The sequence below is a fragment of the Actinomadura sp. NPDC049382 genome, from assembly GCF_040677125.1.
GTDB classification, from domain to species: domain Bacteria; phylum Actinomycetota; class Actinomycetes; order Streptosporangiales; family Streptosporangiaceae; genus Spirillospora; species Spirillospora geliboluensis.
In genome coordinates this window covers 23,345-40,853 of record NZ_JBFARO010000033.1, presented here as the reverse complement: position 1 = coordinate 40,853, position 17,509 = coordinate 23,345, and the positions used below count along the sequence as shown (strand labels likewise).

15 protein-coding genes are annotated in these 17,509 nt (G+C 73.5%); 12 read left to right on the top strand and 3 right to left on the bottom strand.

The annotated features are described in order from the left end of the window. Window positions 1-11: 11 nt before the first annotated feature. Window positions 12-995: an ABC transporter substrate-binding protein gene (locus AB0K34_RS21260; RefSeq protein WP_138641604.1), complete on the bottom strand. Its 984-nt coding sequence runs from the start codon at window positions 993-995 to the stop codon at window positions 12-14. Window positions 996-1,857: 862 nt separating this feature from the next. Between AB0K34_RS21260 and AB0K34_RS21255 the strand changes: the two genes are divergently transcribed. The 5 genes from AB0K34_RS21255 (at window position 1,858) to AB0K34_RS21235 (ending at window position 7,561) form a co-directional block, all read left to right on the top strand. Next, window positions 1,858-5,097 (top strand): nitrate- and nitrite sensing domain-containing protein, encoded by a 3,240-nt coding sequence (locus AB0K34_RS21255; protein WP_364550408.1) that lies wholly within the window; start codon window positions 1,858-1,860, stop codon window positions 5,095-5,097. Then, a complete protein-coding gene (locus tag AB0K34_RS21250; protein ID WP_138639453.1) occupies window positions 5,094-5,543 on the top strand; it encodes a roadblock/LC7 domain-containing protein in 450 nt (149 codons plus the stop codon). The genes AB0K34_RS21255 and AB0K34_RS21250 overlap by 4 nt, the downstream gene beginning before the upstream one ends. Window positions 5,544-5,573: 30 nt before the next feature. Then, window positions 5,574-6,032, top strand: a complete 459-nt coding sequence (locus AB0K34_RS21245; protein ID WP_138639454.1) for a DUF742 domain-containing protein — start codon at window positions 5,574-5,576, stop codon at window positions 6,030-6,032. A gap of 40 nt (window positions 6,033-6,072) precedes the next feature. After that, complete coding sequence (locus AB0K34_RS21240; RefSeq protein ID WP_138639463.1) at window positions 6,073-6,672, top strand: ATP/GTP-binding protein; 600 nt, start codon at window positions 6,073-6,075, stop codon at window positions 6,670-6,672. Window positions 6,673-6,787: 115 nt separating this feature from the next. Continuing rightward, window positions 6,788-7,561 carry an SGNH/GDSL hydrolase family protein gene (locus AB0K34_RS21235; protein ID WP_138639455.1) on the top strand — a complete coding sequence of 258 codons (774 nt, stop codon included), beginning with the start codon at window positions 6,788-6,790 and terminating at the stop codon, window positions 7,559-7,561. 31 nt (window positions 7,562-7,592) lie between these two features. Here the strand turns inward: AB0K34_RS21235 and AB0K34_RS21230 are convergent, their stop codons facing one another. Beyond that, window positions 7,593-7,916, bottom strand: a complete 324-nt coding sequence (locus AB0K34_RS21230; protein ID WP_301178201.1) for an STAS domain-containing protein — start codon at window positions 7,914-7,916, stop codon at window positions 7,593-7,595. A 200-nt stretch (window positions 7,917-8,116) separates the two neighbouring features. Between AB0K34_RS21230 and AB0K34_RS21225 the strand changes: the two genes are divergently transcribed. Continuing rightward, the gene (locus AB0K34_RS21225) at window positions 8,117-11,683 is read left to right on the top strand and encodes an AAA family ATPase (RefSeq protein WP_364550405.1); all 3,567 of its coding nucleotides are present in this window, start codon (window positions 8,117-8,119) and stop codon (window positions 11,681-11,683) included. Here AB0K34_RS21225 and AB0K34_RS21220 read toward each other — a convergent pair. Beyond that, window positions 11,680-13,614, bottom strand: coding sequence for an ABC transporter ATP-binding protein (locus AB0K34_RS21220; RefSeq protein ID WP_301177725.1), 1,935 nt, complete (start codon window positions 13,612-13,614; stop codon window positions 11,680-11,682). The two genes, AB0K34_RS21225 and AB0K34_RS21220, sit on opposite strands and share 4 nt — an antisense overlap. Before the next feature lie 260 nt (window positions 13,615-13,874). Between AB0K34_RS21220 and AB0K34_RS21215 the strand changes: the two genes are divergently transcribed. The 6 genes from AB0K34_RS21215 (at window position 13,875) to AB0K34_RS21190 (ending at window position 17,506) form a co-directional block, all read left to right on the top strand. Next, window positions 13,875-14,981 (top strand): LCP family protein, encoded by a 1,107-nt coding sequence (locus AB0K34_RS21215; RefSeq protein WP_301177726.1) that lies wholly within the window; start codon window positions 13,875-13,877, stop codon window positions 14,979-14,981. A 41-nt stretch (window positions 14,982-15,022) separates the two neighbouring features. Further along, window positions 15,023-15,316 (top strand): hypothetical protein, encoded by a 294-nt coding sequence (locus AB0K34_RS21210; protein ID WP_138639460.1) that lies wholly within the window; start codon window positions 15,023-15,025, stop codon window positions 15,314-15,316. Window positions 15,317-15,401: 85 nt separating this feature from the next. Continuing rightward, complete coding sequence (locus AB0K34_RS21205; RefSeq protein WP_171069266.1) at window positions 15,402-15,560, top strand: hypothetical protein; 159 nt, start codon at window positions 15,402-15,404, stop codon at window positions 15,558-15,560. Window positions 15,561-15,728: 168 nt separating this feature from the next. Further along, entirely contained in the window at window positions 15,729-15,884 is a 156-nt protein-coding gene (locus AB0K34_RS21200; protein ID WP_171069267.1) for a hypothetical protein, read from the top strand. 51 nt (window positions 15,885-15,935) lie between these two features. Continuing rightward, a complete protein-coding gene (locus AB0K34_RS21195) occupies window positions 15,936-16,424 on the top strand; it encodes a glutathione peroxidase (RefSeq protein WP_138639461.1) in 489 nt (162 codons plus the stop codon). Between the two features lie 170 nt (window positions 16,425-16,594). Then, window positions 16,595-17,506: an oxidoreductase gene (locus AB0K34_RS21190; protein ID WP_364550432.1), complete on the top strand. Its 912-nt coding sequence runs from the start codon at window positions 16,595-16,597 to the stop codon at window positions 17,504-17,506. Window positions 17,507-17,509: the final 3 nt, after the last annotated feature.

The following is a 17,509-nucleotide window of genomic DNA, read 5'->3' as shown; positions in this document are numbered from 1 at the left end:
GTGCTCGCCGGTCAGGACGTCGGCTGGAACAGGACGGACTTCATGTCGGGCTTCTGCTTGAGCAGGCCCGCCGTCAGCATGAGGTCCACGGTCCGCTGCATGCGGGTGGTGTTCAGCGAGGTCGGGTAGCCCGGCAGCGTGATGACGCCGGCGACCTTCGCGTCGATCTTGGTGTAGGTGGGCAGCGCCTGCTCGACGACCTTGCGGTCGCCGGTGGCGAGCTTCTGCGCCTTGATGATGGCCCGCTGGAACGCCGCGGCCGTCTTCGGGTTCTTCTGGGTGAACTCCTGGGTGCTGACGTAGCCGCTGATCGGCAGGTCGGTCACCGGCTCGGAGCCGCCGTCGACGGCCACCCGCGCGCCGAGCTTCTTCTCGGTGTCGGAGGTGAAGGGCTCCACGGCGTGGATCGCGTCGACCTGGCCCTTCTCCAGGGCGGTCGCCATCTGCGGGAAGGGCACCTGCACGTACTCGATCTTGGAGGCGTCGACGTTGTTGGCCTTCAGGATCGCGTCCAGCGTCAGCGACTGGATGTTGTTCAGGATGTTGACCGCGACCTTCTTGCCCTCCAGGTCCTTGGGGGTCTTGATCTTGGAGTCGGACTTGACCAGCAGGTCGAAGGTGTGCGAGGCCAGCGTCGCGCCCTCGGCGACCACGCTCAGCTTGAGCGTGCCCTTCTCGTTGGCCTGCAGGAACGACACGTAGTTGGCGCCGGCGATGACGTTCACGTCGCCCTTGATCAGCGCCGGGATGGCCTGGGTGCTCTGCTGGACGGGCTTGATCTCGACCTTGAGGCCCTCGGCCTCGAACAGCTTCTGCTTCTGGGCGATGTAGACCGCCACGTTGTCGGCCAGCGGGAGGGCCGCCACCGTCATCGTGTCCTTCTCCAGACCCTGGCCGCCCGAGGCGGAGTCGTCGGAGTCGCCGCAGCCCGCCGCGGCGGACAGGACCAGGGCGAAGGCACTGACCAGTGCTGAAAGACGGAGGGATTGCCGCATGGGCACTCCTTAACTCGCGGGGGAAGTTGCTTCGGCGGGGCCGCCGGTCGGGACTTGTGAGCCAGGGGAACGACTGTAGCCACCGCACCGCCACGCCTGAAGATCACGTTCGAGGGAGGGTATCGCGAAGTGTGCGACTTGAGTGGTTTGGCTCCGAATTGCGTGACTTTCTTGTGTCCTGGCGGCCGGTGTCCGGACGGCTCCCGCCGCTCCCCGGCCGCCGGGAAGGGTCCCCTGGTCGAGCCGCCGCCGCCCGCCGGCGGACGTCCCGGCCGCGGGCGCCGGGACGCCCGGAACCCCGCAGGGCTGCGGGTTCCCGCGTTGTCGAATATGGCGTCCAATGGCGCGCCGAAGTCACCGGGGCATTCCCGGAGGGCCTGATTGGACGCCGCCGGTGACAATCCAGCGCCATTCCAATTCGGAGAGTAACTGGTCACGGTCCGGTTGCGATGTACTTTCCCCTTCCGTTCACCGAAAGGAATGGAGTCATCAGCCGATGTTACGGTGCGTGACCGGTGTATTGCGGTACGCGCCGACACCGTCCGTGATCGTCCATGCTCAGGAAAACGGACATATGGGTATAAAGTCACGATCGCTCCATTGGTCTATAACCGCTGACCTATGGTCCTTTGCGGCCTATCCGGGAATGTGCTGCAATGTCGTGCGCCGAGGGTGGAGGTGAGGTCGCTTTAACCCTGCGCGCCTATGAGGCCACGGAGAGTGCGACATCGTGTGGAGAGGGTGTTAGCGGCGGATGCAACCAAGCGACGAAGGTCGCGACGGTCCTCGACCAGGTAACGTCGAGGTTCAGTCGGACCGTTCGACACGGTCAGGCAGCAGGCTGAGCCTGCGGAACTGGCGTGTGCCACAGCGGCTGATCGTGCTGGTCCTGGTTCCGACGGTCGCCGCCGTCGTGCTCGCCGGGGTGCGCATCTCCAGCTCCCTCAGCGAGGCGGAGGCGTACGGGCGGGTCGAGCAGATGGCCGAGCTGGGCGAGGGGATCACCCGGTTCGTGCAGGAGTTCGCGGCCGAGCGCGACATGGCCGTCGAGTACAGCGCGGCCGGCCGCGCCGGCGCGCTGCTGCCGGAGCTGCAGGCCCAGGAGCGGCGGACCGACGCCCAGGTCGCGGCGGTGCGGTCGGCCGCGAACGCGATCGACGGCTCCTACGGCTCGGAGGCCGTCCGCGACGCCCGCGCGGTGCTCAGCCGGCTGGACGGGATCACGGCCCTGCGCTCCCTGGTCGTCGGTACCAAGGTGCCGGCCTTCATCGTGCTGCAGAAGTACACCGGGGCCGCCAACGAGCTGATCGCGGTCCTCGACGGTATCTCCCAGAACGCGGCCGACGACCGGCTCGCGGAGGCGAGCCGGGCCCTCGGCGCCCTCGCCCGCGCCAAGGAGGCGGTCTCGCGCGAGCGGGCCCTGCTCCTCGTCGGCGCGCGGTCCCGCCAGCTGGCGGCCGACGAGCTGAACGAGCTCCGGGCGGCGCGCGCGCAGGAGGACAGCGAGCTCGCCGCCTTCCGCGACTCCGCGACGCTGGAGCAGGTCCAGCTGTACGAGGACACCGTCGTCGGCACCAAGATCGACCAGGCCCGGCTGCTGCGGCAGCGCGTCATCTCCGGCGTCGCCACCACCGGCGGGCCGCTGTCGCGCACGCTCGGCACCGCGCGCTCGCCCAAGCTGCTCCGCGACTCGATGACCAGCATGATCGACAAGATGCGCGAGGTCGAGACGCGGCTGGCGAGCGACATCAGGGCCAGGAGCGACGACAGGGGCGCGGCGGCCCGGACGTCCTCGATCACCGACGCGGTCATCATCGCCGCGCTGCTGGCCATCGTGCTGCTGATCACGGTCGTGATGGCGCGGTCGCTGGTGCGGCCGCTGCGCCGGCTGCAGGTCGGCGCGCTGGACGTCGCCAGCACCCGGCTGCCCGGGCTGGTCGACCGGCTGCGCGATCCGGAGGCCGCCGCCGGCGGCATCGAGGTCGAGCCGATCGACATCGACTCCACCGACGAGATCGGCCAGGTCGCGCGGGCCTTCGACGAGGTCCACCGCGAGGCGGTCCGGCTCGCGGCCGACGAGGCCGTCCTGCGCGGCAACATCAACGCGATGTTCGTCAACCTCTCCCGGCGCAGCCAGTCGCTCATCGAGCGCCAGCTGCGGCTGATCGAGGAGCTGGAGCAGAGCGAGCGCGACGAGGAGCAGCTCGCCAGCCTGTTCCGGCTGGACCACCTGGCGACCCGCATGCGGCGCAACTCGGAGAACCTCCTCGTCCTCGGCGGCCAGGAGCAGGTGCGGCGCTGGAACAAGCCCGTCCCGCTCATCGACGTCGTCCGGGCGTCGCTGTCCGAGGTGGAGCAGTACGAACGGGTCGCGCTGCGGGTTCAAGGCGACATGGCGGTCACCGGCCCCGTCGTCAACGACCTCGTCCACCTGCTGGCCGAGCTGGTGGAGAACGCCACCGCGTTCTCCTCCGAGCACACCAAGGTCACCGTCTCCGGGCAGATGCTCAGCGGCGGCGGCTGCATGCTGCAGATCACCGACAACGGCGTGGGCATGTCGCCCGAGGAGCTGGAGCAGGCCAACTGGCGGCTCGCGAACCCGCCGGTCATCGACTTCTCCGCGGCCCGCCGCATGGGCCTGTTCGTGGTCGGCCGCCTGGCCGTCCGGCACGGCATCCGGGTCGAGCTGCGCGCCGCCCAGGGCGGCGGGCTCACCGCCTTCGTCGTGCTGCCGGACGCCGCGATCAGCGCCGGCGAGTCCGGCGGCATCGGCGCCCGCGGGCTCGGGCCCCGCGAGTCCGGCTCGCACGGCCAGCTCTCCCCGCTCACCGCGACGGCCGCCGACCGGCCCGCCGCGGCGGGCGGCGCGTTCCGGCAGGACGGCTACGGGGCCGCCGGGTCGCCGATGGGCGCCCCGTCCGGCGGGACCGGCGGGCACCCCATGGTCGGCGGCGGCACCGGGCCGCTGCGCTCGCTCCGCGGCGGCACCGACGCCCAGCCGATCATCGGCGAGACCGGCCCGATCCCGGTCGGCGGCTTCTCCGGCACCGACGCCCAGCCGGCGGTGCCGCCGCCCATCGAGCGGCGCCCGCCGCGCGACCGGCTCCGGGCGCAGGAGACCCGCCCGCCGGCGGACGACCCCTACCAGCCCGGCGACCGGCAGCCGCCGCGCCGGCCGGGCGAGCTGCCCATCCGCGAGCCGGGGGCGAACCTGCCCGACCGCCCGTCCGACGACGGCGCCCCGAACGGGCTGTTCCAGCCGCGCGGCGAGCGCCCGCAGGAGCCCGCCGCGCCCGCCGCCCCCGCCCCCGGCACGGCCGGGAGCAACGGCGCCGGCTACCGGCCGGGCGGCCGCACCGGCCCGCAGTCCGTCGTCCCGGAGGCGCAGCCGGCGGTGCCGGAGCCGCGCTCCGCGCGCCAGATCCCGTGGGAGACCGGGCCGCTGCCGGTCGAGTCGCTCCCGGCGGCCGACGGCTACGCCTACTCCGACGGCGCGGCGCCGGCCCCGATGGAGGAGTACGCGCCGGAGCCGCCCGCTCCCGAGCCCGCCATGCGGGCCGCGGCGCCGCCGGCCGAGCCGGCGGGTCCGCCGCGGATGCCCGAGCGGTCGCCCATCTTCGACGCGATGCAGTCCGAATGGTTCCAGCGCAGGTCCGGAGGGTCGTCCGGGGAGGATCCGGTGAAGGGTTGGGAATCGCCCGCGGACGCGGGGTTCCGCGCCGCCGAGGCCGCCCGGCGGCCGGTGGCGACGTCCCGAACGAACGTGGGGCTCCCGAAGCGGGTGCCCGGCAAGAACCGCGTGCCCGGAGCGGTCGGCCGCACCCCCGCGGGGGCCGCGCCGCCGCCGGCGGCGCCGCCGCAGGGAGGCCCGTTGCCGGGCGGGACCGGCCCGGTGCAGTCTGTGCAGGGACAGCGGCCCCCGGCGCCGCAGGGACCGCAAATCCCCGGCCAGGAGGGTCCCGGCCAGTCGGCCGACGTGGTACGCAGCCGTTTCGCGAGCCTGCAGCGCGGCGTCCACCGGGGACGCAACGAGGCTCGAGGCACAGGAACTTCAGGTGAGGCGCCGTCACAGGGTGACGGCGAGACAGGAGGCACGCGGTGAGCGGGCAGGATCTCAACTGGTTGGTGACGAACTTCGCCGACCGTGTCGCGAAGGTCGCGCACGCCGTCGTGGTCTCCTCGGACGGGCTGCCGATGGCGTACTCGTCGGGGTTCCCGCCCGAGCGCGCCGACCAGCTGTCGGCGATCGCCTCGGGGCTGATGAGCCTCACCCAGGGCGCGGCGAAGATCTTCGACGCGGGCGGGGTGAACCAGACCGTCGTCGAGATGGACCGCGGGCTGCTGTTCGTCATGTCCATCACGAACGGGTCGGTGTTCGCGGTGCTGGCGGCCCCGGACTGCGACCTCGGGCTGGTCGCCTACGAGATGACGCTGCTGGTCGAGCGGGTGGGCCGGGCGCTGACCCCCGCGCTGCGCACCCAGGAGCAGCAGCCGCCCTACTCCGGGCCGTCCGTGACCGAGATGGGCGCAGGCCCCGCCCGCTATTGATCGTGACTGACTCTGACGGAGGTCGGCGACATGGATCGAGGCAGTCACTACGGAGGCGCCCCCGGCGGGCCGGGCGGCTCCGGACGCTGGCCCGGTGACCAGGGCCGGGCGCCGGGCCGCCCGCCCGAGCGGGACGAGGGCGAGGGCAGTTCGCTGGTGCGCCCCTACGCCGTCACCGGGGGGCGCACGAAGCCGCGCTACGACCTGGCCATCGAGGCGCTGGTCACCGCCGCGCCCTACCCGCCCCGGGACGTGGCCGTGCTGACCCCCGAGTACCGGGCGATCATGGATCTGTGCCGGTCCGCCCGCTCGGTGGCCGAGGTGTCCGCGCTGCTGCGCCTGCCGCTCGGCGTGGCGCGCGTGCTCGTCGCCGACATGGCCGTCGAGGGCCTGCTGCGGCTGCACCAGTCGCAGCCCGCAACCACCGCCGGCGGACAGCCGGACATCCGCTTGCTAGAAAGGGTGCTCAGTGGCCTTCGGAAGCTCTGACCAGGTCCCGCCCCCCGGGCCGCACGGCGGAGAGGCCGAGCTGACCTCGGTCAAGATCGTCGTCGGTGGCGGATTCGGCGTCGGGAAGACCACGTTCGTCGGCTCCGTCTCGGAGATCATGCCGCTCACCACCGAGGCGGTGATGACCGCGGCCAGCGCCGACGTGGACGACCTGTCGGCCGTGCCGGACAAGACGACCACGACGGTCGCGATGGACTTCGGGCGCGTGTCGCTCGACAGCGAGCTGATCCTGTACCTGTTCGGCACCCCCGGGCAGCACCGGTTCTGGTTCATGTGGGACGACCTGGTCCGCGGCGCGATCGGCGCCGTCGTGCTGGTCGACACCCGCCGGCTGGAGGACTGCTTCGCCGCGGTGGACTACTTCGAGGAGCTCGGCCTGCCGTTCGTGGTGGGCGTCAACGGGTTCCACGGCGAGTTCCAGTACGCCGTGGAGGACATCCGCGAGGCGCTGTCGATCAGCGCGCACGTGCCGATCGTGCAGTGCGACGCGCGCAGCCGCGAGTCCACGAAGCAGGTGCTGATCACGCTGGTCAAGCACGCGATGACGGTGCACTCCGGCGGTGCGCCCGCCGCCGCGCCCGCCCCGCAGCCCGGTTCCACCTCCCCGAGCTGGACCTAGCCGCCCGCGCCGCCCGCCGGGGGCGCGGGCGCCGGGTTACGGTCGCGTAGGTCGTATGCACGATGCATGATTAATGGTCGTGTTCGATCATGTTGACGCGTGTGGGGGGTTTGCGATGAGCGAAGTGGAGCGGATCCGGACGTACGTGGCCATCGGCGATAGCTTCACCGAGGGCCTCAACGACCCCTATCCGGGCGAGGACGACGTGTTCCGCGGGTGGGCCGACCGGCTCGCGGAGCACATCGCCGCGCACAGCCCCGGCCTGCGCTACGCCAACCTCGCCGTCCGCGGCAAGCTCGTCCGGCAGATCGTGGACGACCAGGTGCCGCGCGCCGTCGAGCTCGCCCCCGACCTCGTCACGCTGTGCGCCGGCGGCAACGACATGATCCGGCCGGGCGCCGACCCGGACGCGCTCGCGGTCGTGTTCGACGACGCGGTCCGCCGGCTGCGCGCCACCGGCGCCCGGGTCGTGGTCTTCACCGGCTTCGACACCCGCGGCCTGCGCTCGGGCCACCGGATCCGGGGCAAGGCGGCGACCTACAACATGCACCTGCGGGCGATCGCCGACCGCCGCGGCTGCGACGTCGTCGACCTGTGGCCGCTGCGCGCGTTCGACGACCCCCGCGCCTGGCACGAGGACCGCCTGCACCTGTCGCCGGAGGGGCACCGCCGCATGGCGCTGCTGGTCGCCGGGGCGATCGGCGTCCCGGTCGAGGGGGACTGGCGCGAGCCCTGGCCGCCGCTGGACCGCGCCGACTGGCTGACCATGCGCCGCGAGGACGTCCGCTGGGCGCGCACCTACCTCGTCCCGTGGATCGGGCGCCGCGCGACCGGCCGCTCGTCCGGCGACGGCCGCGCCCCGAAGCGCCCCACGGCCCTCCCGCTGTAGGGCCGTCCCCCCCGGGGGCCGGGCGCTCCGGTCAGCCGGCGAGGGCCTCCTGCAGGGTCTCGGTCACGGGGATCCGGCGGTGCAGCCCGGTGATCTCCAGGGCGCGACGGACGATCGGGCGGGGGCCGGCGAGGGTGAGGCTGCCGCCGGCGGCCGTCGCGGCCTTGTAGCAGGCGACGATGACCGACAGGCCGTTGGAGTCCATGAACTCCAGTTCGGCGAGGTCGAGGACGAGGTGCTCGCCGTGCTCGCGGCGGGCCTCGTTCAGCTCCCTGCGGAGGTCTTCCGAGCAGGCGATATCGAGTTCCCCGCGCAGCCGGACGACGGCTCGCCCGCCGTCGGCGCGCGTGGTCACTTCCCAAGGTGGCACGGGGGGTTCCCCTCCTGTGAGCCCAGCGTCCGGCGGAGGGCCGTCCGGCGGATGCTTTCCATCTGACAACTATCACCGACGGTCGCGCGCCTGCCAACCCGCCGCGACGGGGGTGTGTCCGTGTGTGCCGGGTCATAGGGTGCTGTCGGACGTGATCGCCCCCGCCGCTGTACAGGAGACGCGACTTGAGTGCCCCCCGGCTGCCGGACCATCTCGAAGTGCTGCTCACCGAGGAACCCGTACTGGACGTGTACGCGTACGGGCCCTGGCGCGTACCGGACGGCCTGTACGAGGAGATCCGCGAGCGGGCGGTCGCCTACAACACCGACAAGCGCGCGGTCGTGCTGACCCGGCGGCTCAGCGACTTCTACGGGGACGGCACCAGCGCGGCGGGGGCCGAGCAGTGGTCGCTGCTGACGTTCCTGCTGGGGGCGTCGGCGGTGCGCGGCGGGTCGCGGGGCGACGTCGACTACGAGCTGCTGTCGGACTTCCTGGCGACGCCGGAGCCGGCGGTGCGCGACCCGCTGGCCTGGTTCACCCAGGGCGGGCGGTGGCGGCCGCCCGGCCTGTGGCTGCCCGAGCCGGCCGGGGACGACCCCGAGCGCCGAACGGTGATGTTCGAGCTGGCGCGGGCCGGGCTGGACGTCTTCGCGGGGCTGGAGCCGGTGGAGCGGCGCCGCGCGGCGCTGGCCGAGCTGTTCGACCGGCGCGCCGCCGACCCGGAGCTGCGCGAGGCGGACATGGCCGTCCCCAACCGGCGGCTGGAGGACGCCTGGACCGCCGGGCTGACCGACGCGGAGCTGGCCGTCCTGCCGGAGCTGGCGGGCCCGGTCGGGTACCTGGGCTGGGCGTGCCAGGGCCTGGACGCCGCGCACGAGCGGCTCGCCGGATCCGTCGCCGACGGGGAGGAGGCCGACGCCGCGCTGGCCCGGCTGCTGCTGGCGGCCGAGGCGCAGGTCGTCCCGGCCGAGCTGGCGGTCGTGCTGGGCACCGCACGCTACGAGAACGTGGAGGAGCGGTTCCGCGCGGCGCGCGAGGGGTTCTCGGCGGAGGCGTGGCAGGGCGACGTGCGCGCCTGGCTGGCGCGCGGCCTCGTCGCGGGGGAGGCCGACGCCGCCCGCGCCTGGCTCGACATGGCCGTGCGCGTCACCGGCGCGGTGCAGGGGCTGCCCGACGCGCCGGTCACGCCGAAGTGCCGCGTCCCGGTGCGCCCCTTCCAGGCCGACCTGCGCCGGCTGTTCACCGCCCGCCGCATCCTCCACGTGCCGTCGTTCGGGACCGGCGACAAGGACGCGGACGCCGCGGCGGAGCGCCCCGGACGCGCCGCGCCGCCGGAGCCGGGGCTCGTCGGGCAGCCGGAGCTGACCCGGGTGCTGCGGGACGCGGTGACGGCCCGGCTGGCGGGCGAGCGGGCCGTCCGGCTGCTCGTCACCGGTCCCGAGGGCACCGGCAAGGGCACCGCCGCCGAGGCCGTCGAGGAGCTGCTGGCCGCGCGCGGCGCCGTCCGCGAGGCGCTGTGGATCTCCGACCAGGTGTTCGCGTCGCTCGGCGTGAGCGACGCCGTCCTGTGGCTGCAGGCCCGCGTCCGCGACTGCCTGGAGGGGCGCATGCTCCTCGTCGTGGACGACCTGGAGAAGCTCGCCGCGAGCGAGCGCTGCGGCGCCGCCGCCGTGGAGGAGCTGCGGCGGCTCATGGCCCGCGCGCCGTCCCTCGACGTCGTCGCGCTGTGCCGGCCCGGCGGCGACCGCCGGCTGTTCGACGCCAACCCGGCGCTGGTGCGCGCGTTCGACGTCGCCCGCACCCGCGACTTCGGCGAGGACGACTTCGCCGAGCTGTTCACGCTCGCCGTCGCGCGGCGCGGCGGCCGCACCGCGCCGGAGGCCGCGGCGGCCGCGGGCGCGCTGCTGCGCCGGACGCCGCCGCTGCGGAACCTGCGCGGCGCCCGGCTCGCCGACCACATGGCGGGCCAGGCCGTCGCCGCGGCCCGCGCGCGGGCGGCGGACACCGGCGCCGACGGGGTCGAGGTCACCGCCGCCGACCTGCCGCAGCGCCTCGTCGCGGGCCGCCCCGCCGAGACCGACCCGCTCGCCGAGCTGGCCGCCTGCGTCGGCATCGACCCCGTCAAGCGGGAGGTCGACGCCCTGATCGCCGAGGCCGAGGCCGCGCGGCTGCGCCGCGAGGCGGGCATGACGGCGCGCGCCCGCCCCCGGCACCTGGTCTTCACCGGTAGCACCGGCACCGGCAAGGGCAAGGTCGCCCGGATCCTCGGCCGGATCTACGCCGACCTCGGCGTGCTGTCGTCCGGTCACCTCGTCGAGGTGGAGCGCGCCGACCTGCTCGGCGAATACGCCAGCGAGAGCGTGCTGCGGGTGCGGCGCGCGGTGGAGCAGGCGCACGGCGGCGTCCTGCTGGTCCGCGACGCGCACGCGCTGGTGTCGGTGTCGGCGGACGCGGCGCGCGGCCGGGAGGTGCTCGACGTCCTGCTGACCAGCGTCCAGGCCCACACCGAGGACCTCGTCGTCGTGCTGACCGGCCCGCACGCGGAGATGAACGGGCTGCTCAAGGCGCATCCCGAGCTGGCCGCCCACTTCCCCCGCACGATCCGGTTCGCCGACCTCACCGACGACGAGCTGGTGCAGGTGTTCGCGGCCAAGGCCGCCGCGTCGGGGTTCGAGCTGGCCCCCGGCGTGCTGGACAAGGTCCGCGCGCTGGTCGAGGCGGCGCCGCACGAGCGGAGCCTCGGCAACGTCCGCATCATGACCAACCTGCTGGACCGGGCCGTCGCGATGCAGGGCCGCCGCGTCCTCGCCGACGGCATCGTGGACGAGACCGAGTCCCTCGACGTGATCCTGCTGGAGGACGTCCCCGACACGCTGACCCGCGGCCGCGACGACGTGCCCGGCGACCCGCTCGCCGAGGTCGAGCGGCTGATCGGGCTCGCCGACATCAAGCGGGAGGTGGCCGCGCTCGTCGCCGAGGTCCGCGCCGAGCAGCTGCGCCGCGACGCCAAGGTGTCGCCGGCGCCCCCGGCCCGGCACATGGTGTTCAGCGGCAACCCCGGCACGGCCAAGACGACGATCGCGCGGCTGATCGCCGCCGTCTTCGCCCGGCTCGGCCTGCTGTCGTCCGGGCACCTGGTGGAGGTCACCCGCGCCGACCTCGTCGCCGAGTTCGTCGGGCAGACCGCGCCGCGGGTGCGGGGCGCGGTCGAGCGCGCCCTCGGCGGCGTCCTGTTCGTCGACGAGGCGTACGCGCTGTCGTCGGCGGGCGGCGACCGGCGCGACTTCGGCCACGAGGCGATCGCCGAGCTGCTGCGGCTGATGGAGGAGCACCGCGGCGACCTGGTCGTCATCGTCGCCGGCTACGACGCCGAGATGGAGCGGTTCCTGGAGGCCAACCCGGGCCTGGCGTCCCGGTTCCCGAAGAAGCTCCGCTTCCCGGACTACACCGACGACGAACTCGTCACGATCTTCGAGTTCATGGCGGCGGAGGCCGGGTTCGCGCTCGCGCCCGGGGTGCTGGACGCGCTGCGCGAGCGCGTCGCCGCGCAGCCGCGCGGCTCCTCGTTCGGCAACGCCCGGCTCGTCCGCAACCTGCTGGAGGCGGCGATCTCCCGGCAGGCCCAGCGCATCACCGCGGGCGACGACGCGGGCCGCGAGGTCGACCCGGCGGAGGTGGTGCTGCTGCGGTCCGAGGACCTGCCCGACGCGCCGCCCCGCGCGGACGAGGGCGGCTACGGCCTCTACATCTAGCCCGCCTGCGCGGTCTCCTGCGGGCCGCCGGCGCCGTAGGCGGCGGCCTGCAGCGAGTACAGGTCGGCGTAGAGGCCGCCGCGGGCCATCAGCGCGGCGTGGTCGCCCTCCTCGCTCACCTCGCCGCGCTCCAGGACGTAGATCCGGTCGGCGTGGCGGACGCTGGCGAGCCGGTGCGTGATCAGCAGCACGGTCCGGCCGTCGGCGTGCGTGCGGATCCGCTCGAACAGCTGGTGCTCGGCCCGCGCGTCCAGCGCCGCGGTCGGCTCGTCGCAGATCAGCAGCGGCGCGTCCCGGAAGAAGCCGCGGGCGACCGCGAGCCGCTGCCACTGCCCGCCGGACAGGTCGGCGCCGCCCTTGAACCGGCGGTCCAGCAGCGTCCCGTAGCCGCGGGCGAGCTCCGCGACGACCTCGTCGGCGCCGGACGCGCGGGCGGCGGCGAGCATCGCGGGGTCCTCGCCGCCGCCGTCCTCGCCGTTCTCGCCGCCCCCGTTCGCGGCGCGGTCGCGGCCCCGGCCCATGGTGATGTTCTGGCGGGCGGTCATCGGCCAGTGCGTGTAGTCCTGCGCGATGACGGCGATGCGCTCCCAGACGTCCTGCGGGGGGACGTCGGTCAGCGGCACGTCGTCCCACCGCACCTCGCCGGAGTCCGGGTCGTACAGGCCCGCCATGATCTTGGCGAGGGTCGTCTTGCCGGAGCCGTTCTCGCCGACGAGCGCGACCACCTCGCCCCTGCGCAGGTCCAGCGAGACGCCGTTGAGGGACGGCGCGTCCGCGCCCGGGTAGGTGAACACGACGTCGCGGACGCGGATGTGCGCGAAGTCGTCCGGCGGCCGCCGCCGCTCCTCCGCCGGGGCGGGCGCGAGGGCGCGGTGCGGGATCCGCCGCTCGGCGGCGGCGCAGAACGCGACGTAGTCGCCGAAGTACAGGCCCTCCTCGTAGCACCGGTTGACGGCGAACACCAGGTTGGCCAGGGACGACTGGCCCGTCCGGATCGCGAGCACCGCCGTGCCCGCGACCGCCAGCGGCACCGCGCCCTTCCACAGCATGAACCCCAGCGCGACGTAGACGAGCGCCGTCGCGGCGCCCTTCAGCATGTCGCCGGTGACCTTCACGACCAGCTGGCGGCGCGCCACGTCCAGCTCCACGCTCCGCTGGTAGGACGCCGACCTGTCGTACTGGTCCAGCAGGAAGCCGCGCATCGTGAACGACCGCACCTCGGCGGCGTGCTGCCGGTCGACCATCAGCTCCGACAGGATCCACTTGCGCCGCGTCACCCCGATGAGGGACAGCATCATCACGTACCGCATCCGCGCGCTGCGCAGGGACGCCCACCCCTCCGGGACGGCGGTCAGCAGGAGCAGCGGCAGCAGCAGCGGGTGCAGCACGCCGAGCGTCCCGGCGGCGGCGACCATGCCGATGGCGCCGGTGAGCACGTCCACGGCGTGCTGGACGACCATGGGCGCCGACACCATGCCGCGCCCCTGGGCGCGCTTCAGGTCGTCCAGGAAGTCGGAGTCGTCCAGCGCGGTCATGTCCACCGCGGTCGTCGCCTCGTAGAGGCGCAGCTCGACCAGCCGCTCGACCTGCGGCTCCAGCCGCGCCTGCGCCCATCCGGCGCCGGCCTGGAGCGCGGCCCGCAGCGCCACCGCGCCCGCGACGAGCGCCAGCGACGGCAGCGCGTCGCGGACCCGGGACGGCGTCGGCGCCGCGCTGAACAGGGCGGTGAGCACCCCGGTCGTGGCCAGCAGCCAGAACGCGGTGAAGAACCCGGCGGCGACGTTGAGCGAGACCGTGGTGATCGTGTCGGCCCGGCTCGCCCGCCACGCGAGCCGCGCCGCCTGCGCGAGCGTGGCCGGGAACCGCCGCGCGATCGTGCCCAGCCCCGTCTCGGTGAGTTCCTTGTCACGCGCGTGCCAGGTGAGGATCACCTCCGGAAGCCCCGGGTCGGCGGGGGCCGCCCGGCGGCGCCGGTTCCTCCCGCGCAGCGTGAACCGCCTGGATAAACGCCGTCCCGCACCCATGCGCCGCCCTCCGCGCGTCCCGCCGGATTACTCCCCGCCGGGGGCAGTGTGCGCCTTAAGGGGGATGGTGTCCGCTTCATTCGTCACAGAGCGCGGTGATTTGTTCAAGTGGACAATCATGCGGCGGAGGGACGCGCCGCACCCTCCGGGTTGTCTAAGGTCTACGCATGAACGACGGCCGGTCGCACCAGCAAGCCGCCTACGGACGGGACCCGTACGGGGACCGCTACGACCCGTACGACGACCCGTACGCGGGTGACCAGCTCGCCGGTGGGCGGCACGACCGGGGCGGGCCGTACGACGGCGCGCCGGTCCGGCGCCGCCGGCGGCGGCGCTGGCCGCGGGTGCTCGGCGCCGTCGCGGTCGTGCTGCTGCTGGTCGTCGTGGGCGGCTACTTCTACATGGACTCGCGGCTCAAGCGCGAGTCGGTGCTGGTCGACTACCCCGGCCGCGTCGCCGACACCCCGGGCACGACCTGGCTGGTCGTCGGCTCCGACAGCCGCGAGGGCCTGTCGAAGGACGACCAGAAGCGGCTCGCGACCGGGTTCGCCGGCGGCCGCCGCACCGACTCGATGATGCTGCTGCACTACGGCTCCGGCGGGACGTCCCTGATCAGCCTGCCGCGCGACTCCTACGTCCCGATCCCGGGGCACGGGTCGAACAAGCTCAACGCGGCCTTCGCGTTCGGCGGCCCCAAGCTGCTCGTGCAGACCGTGGAGAAGGCCACCGGCCTCCGCGTCGACCACTACGCGGAGATCGGCTTCGGCGGCTTCGTGGGCGTGGTCGACGCCGTCGGCGGCGTGGACATCTGCGTCAAGGACGACATCAAGGACCCCAAGGCGGGGCTCGACCTCAAGGCCGGCTGCCAGACGCTCGACGGCGGCCAGGCGCTCGGCTACGTGCGGACCCGCAAGTTCGCCCGCGCCGACCTGGAGCGCGTGGAGCACCAGCGCCAGTTCTTCGCCGCGCTGATGAAGAAGGCCACGAGCCCGGGGACGATGCTCAACCCGTTCCGCGGCGTCCCGCTGGCGATGAACGCCACCAGCAACTTCCTGGTGGACGAGAACGACCACCTGTACGACCTGGTCCGCATGATGTGGGCGATGAAGGGCGTGAGCGGCGGCAGCGGCGTGACCACGACGGTCCCGATCGGCGGCAGCGGCAGCTCGGCGGCGGCCGGCTCGTACATCACCTGGGACAGGGCCAAGGCGTCCAAGCTGTTCGACGCCCTCAAGCAGGACCAGCCCATCCCGCAGGACGTCATCACCAAGTGACGGGGAGCCGCCCGCCGGCGCTCCTTGGCTACAGTCGGATTATGGCCGATGTGACCCCGGACGGCGCGGACCTGGACGAGCTGTCCTCCAAGGAGCTGTACGAGCGGGCGATGGACCTGGCCAGGCGGCGGCGGGACGTCGGCTTCCTGTGGGAGCTGCTGCGCGCGATCCCGGCCGCCGCGGCGGCGACGGGCGAGGTCGACCGCGCCGAGTTCGACCTGTTCCACGGCCTGTCGCTGCTGGAGGAGTTCACGCACGCGGGGGAGGGCGAGGTCGGCGAGGCGCTCCGGCCGCTCTACATCGGCTACCTCGCCGAGCACGCCAACCGGACCTGACCGTCTCTTTGCCCTCTCTTGATCTCTGTTCCGCCGCCCCTGGGAATCACTCTGCGTAGGCAAGCGACCGCAGAGGGTGGTTGAAGTGAACAAGAAGCATATGAAGATCGCCGCCATCGCCTTCGTGGCGTGGTACGTCATCAGCAGGCCCCAGGGGGCGGCGACTCTGGTGAACAACGCCCTGAGCGGCCTCGGGAGCGCGGCGGAGTCGTTGTCGCAGTTCATGAGCGCCATCCCGAGCTGACCGACGGCTCCCGGGCCCCGTACCCCCGGCGGTGCGGGGCTTCTTCGCGTCCGGGCGACCAAGCGGTGGCGCGCGCGTCACAGTAAAATCCCGCTTTGCGGGCAGACGCCGCTGGGCACAATTGGATCGGGTCAGTTGTGTCGCGCGCTACAACCAGGGACGGGCGTAATGAACAAGAAGAACTTGCGCTATGTGGCGATCGCCTTCGTCATCTTCTACTTGCTGAGCTCCCCGACGGACGCCGCGGGCGTGGTCAACAACGCCCTCGACGAGCTGGGCAACGCGGGCAACCAGCTCGCCGCCTTCGTGAACGCCTTGGGCTAGGACGACGACGGCCGGGGCCGGTCGGGGGAGGCATCTCCTAAGATCGGCCTCATGTCTGTCTTCGACGTAGAGATCGACGGTCTGCGGGGCGGCTCCGCGGACCTCGCGCAGTACCGGGGCAAGGCCGTGCTCGTCGTCAACGTCGCGTCCAAGTGCGGCCTCACCCCGCAGTACTCCGGCCTGGAGCGGCTGCAGGAGCGCTACGCGGAACGCGGCTTCACCGTCCTCGGCGTGCCCTGCAACCAGTTCATGGGCCAGGAGCCCGGCACCGCCGACGAGATCGCCGAGTTCTGCTCGGCGACGTACGGCGTCACCTTCCCGATGACCGAGAAGGTCGAGGTCAACGGGGACGGCCGGCACCCGCTGTACCAGGGCCTCGTCGACGTCCCCGACGCCGAGGGGTACGCCGGCGACATCCGGTGGAACTTCGAGAAGTTCCTCATCGCCCCGGACGGCGCGGTCGCCGCGCGGTTCGCGCCGCAGACCGAGCCGGAGACCGACGAGGTCACCGGCGCCATCGAGAAGAACCTGCCCGCCTGATCCCGGACGCGCCCTCCGCGCTCCGGAGGGCGCGCCGGCGCGGGGCGGGGGCGACGCGGGCGGTGTGAATCGCGCCACACCGCGGCCTGGTTGCCCTCTATTCGATGACCCGTCTAACTTGGCAGTCCCGCGCGGCGACGCGAGTCCCGCGCGACGACGTGGAGGTGCCCATGCGCGGATGGACGGCGAACGACATCCCCGGCCTGTCCGGGCGGCGGGCGGTCGTCACCGGCGCCAACAGCGGCATCGGCTACCACACCGCGCTCCAGCTCGCCCGGCACGGCGCGTCCGTCGTGCTGGCCTGCCGCAGCGCCGAACGCGGCCAGGCCGCCTTCGACCGGATCCGGGCCGCCGCGCCCGGCGCCGACCTCGCGCTCGGCTCGCTCGACCTCGCCGACCTGGCGTCCGTCCGGGCGTTCGCGGACCGGCACGGCGCCGAGCCCCTCGACGTCCTCGTCAACAACGCGGGCGTCATGGCGATCCCGCGCCGCGCCACCGCCGACGGCTTCGAGATGCAGTTCGGCACCAACCACCTCGGCCATTTCGCGCTCACCGGCCTGCTGCTGCCCGCGCTGCGCTCCGCCCCGTCCGCCCGCGTCGTCACCGTCACCTCCGGCTTCGCCTGGACGGGCCGGCTGGACTTCGACGACCTGCAGGGCGAGCGCCGGTACCGCAAGTGGGCGGCCTACAGCCAGGCCAAGCTCGCCAACCTCCTCTTCGCCAAGGAGCTGGACCGGCGCTTCCCGGAGCTGACGAGCGTCGCCGCCCACCCCGGCTACGCCGCGACGAACCTCCAGCAGACCGGGCCGAGGATGCAGGGCAACACGCTCATGGAGAAGGCCACCGGCATCGGGAACGCGCTGATCGCCCAGTCCGCCGCGGCGGGCGCGCTGCCGTCCCTGTACGCCGCGACGGCGGACGTCGAGGGCGGCGCCTGCTACGGCCCCCGGCTGCTCCAGTACCGCGGGGCCCCCGCCAAGGTGGTCACGCCCCCGCAGGCGAACCGCCCCGGCCTCGGGGAGCGCCTCTGGGAGGTCTCCGAGTCCCTCACGGGCGTCACCTACGAGCACGCGCGGACCTGACCC

Coding starts and splice junctions, on each gene's coding strand:
- AB0K34_RS21210 (WP_138639460.1), top strand. CDS start 15,023: ATGGCCGATGTGACCCCGGACGGCGCGGACCTGGACGAGCTGTCCTCC.
- AB0K34_RS21260 (WP_138641604.1), bottom strand. CDS start 995: ATGCGGCAATCCCTCCGTCTTTCAGCACTGGTCAGTGCCTTCGCCCTG.
- AB0K34_RS21195 (WP_138639461.1), top strand. CDS start 15,936: ATGTCTGTCTTCGACGTAGAGATCGACGGTCTGCGGGGCGGCTCCGCG.
- AB0K34_RS21235 (WP_138639455.1), top strand. CDS start 6,788: ATGAGCGAAGTGGAGCGGATCCGGACGTACGTGGCCATCGGCGATAGC.
- AB0K34_RS21190 (WP_364550432.1), top strand. CDS start 16,595: ATGCGCGGATGGACGGCGAACGACATCCCCGGCCTGTCCGGGCGGCGG.
- AB0K34_RS21245 (WP_138639454.1), top strand. CDS start 5,574: ATGGATCGAGGCAGTCACTACGGAGGCGCCCCCGGCGGGCCGGGCGGC.
- AB0K34_RS21215 (WP_301177726.1), top strand. CDS start 13,875: ATGAACGACGGCCGGTCGCACCAGCAAGCCGCCTACGGACGGGACCCG.
- AB0K34_RS21200 (WP_171069267.1), top strand. CDS start 15,729: ATGAACAAGAAGAACTTGCGCTATGTGGCGATCGCCTTCGTCATCTTC.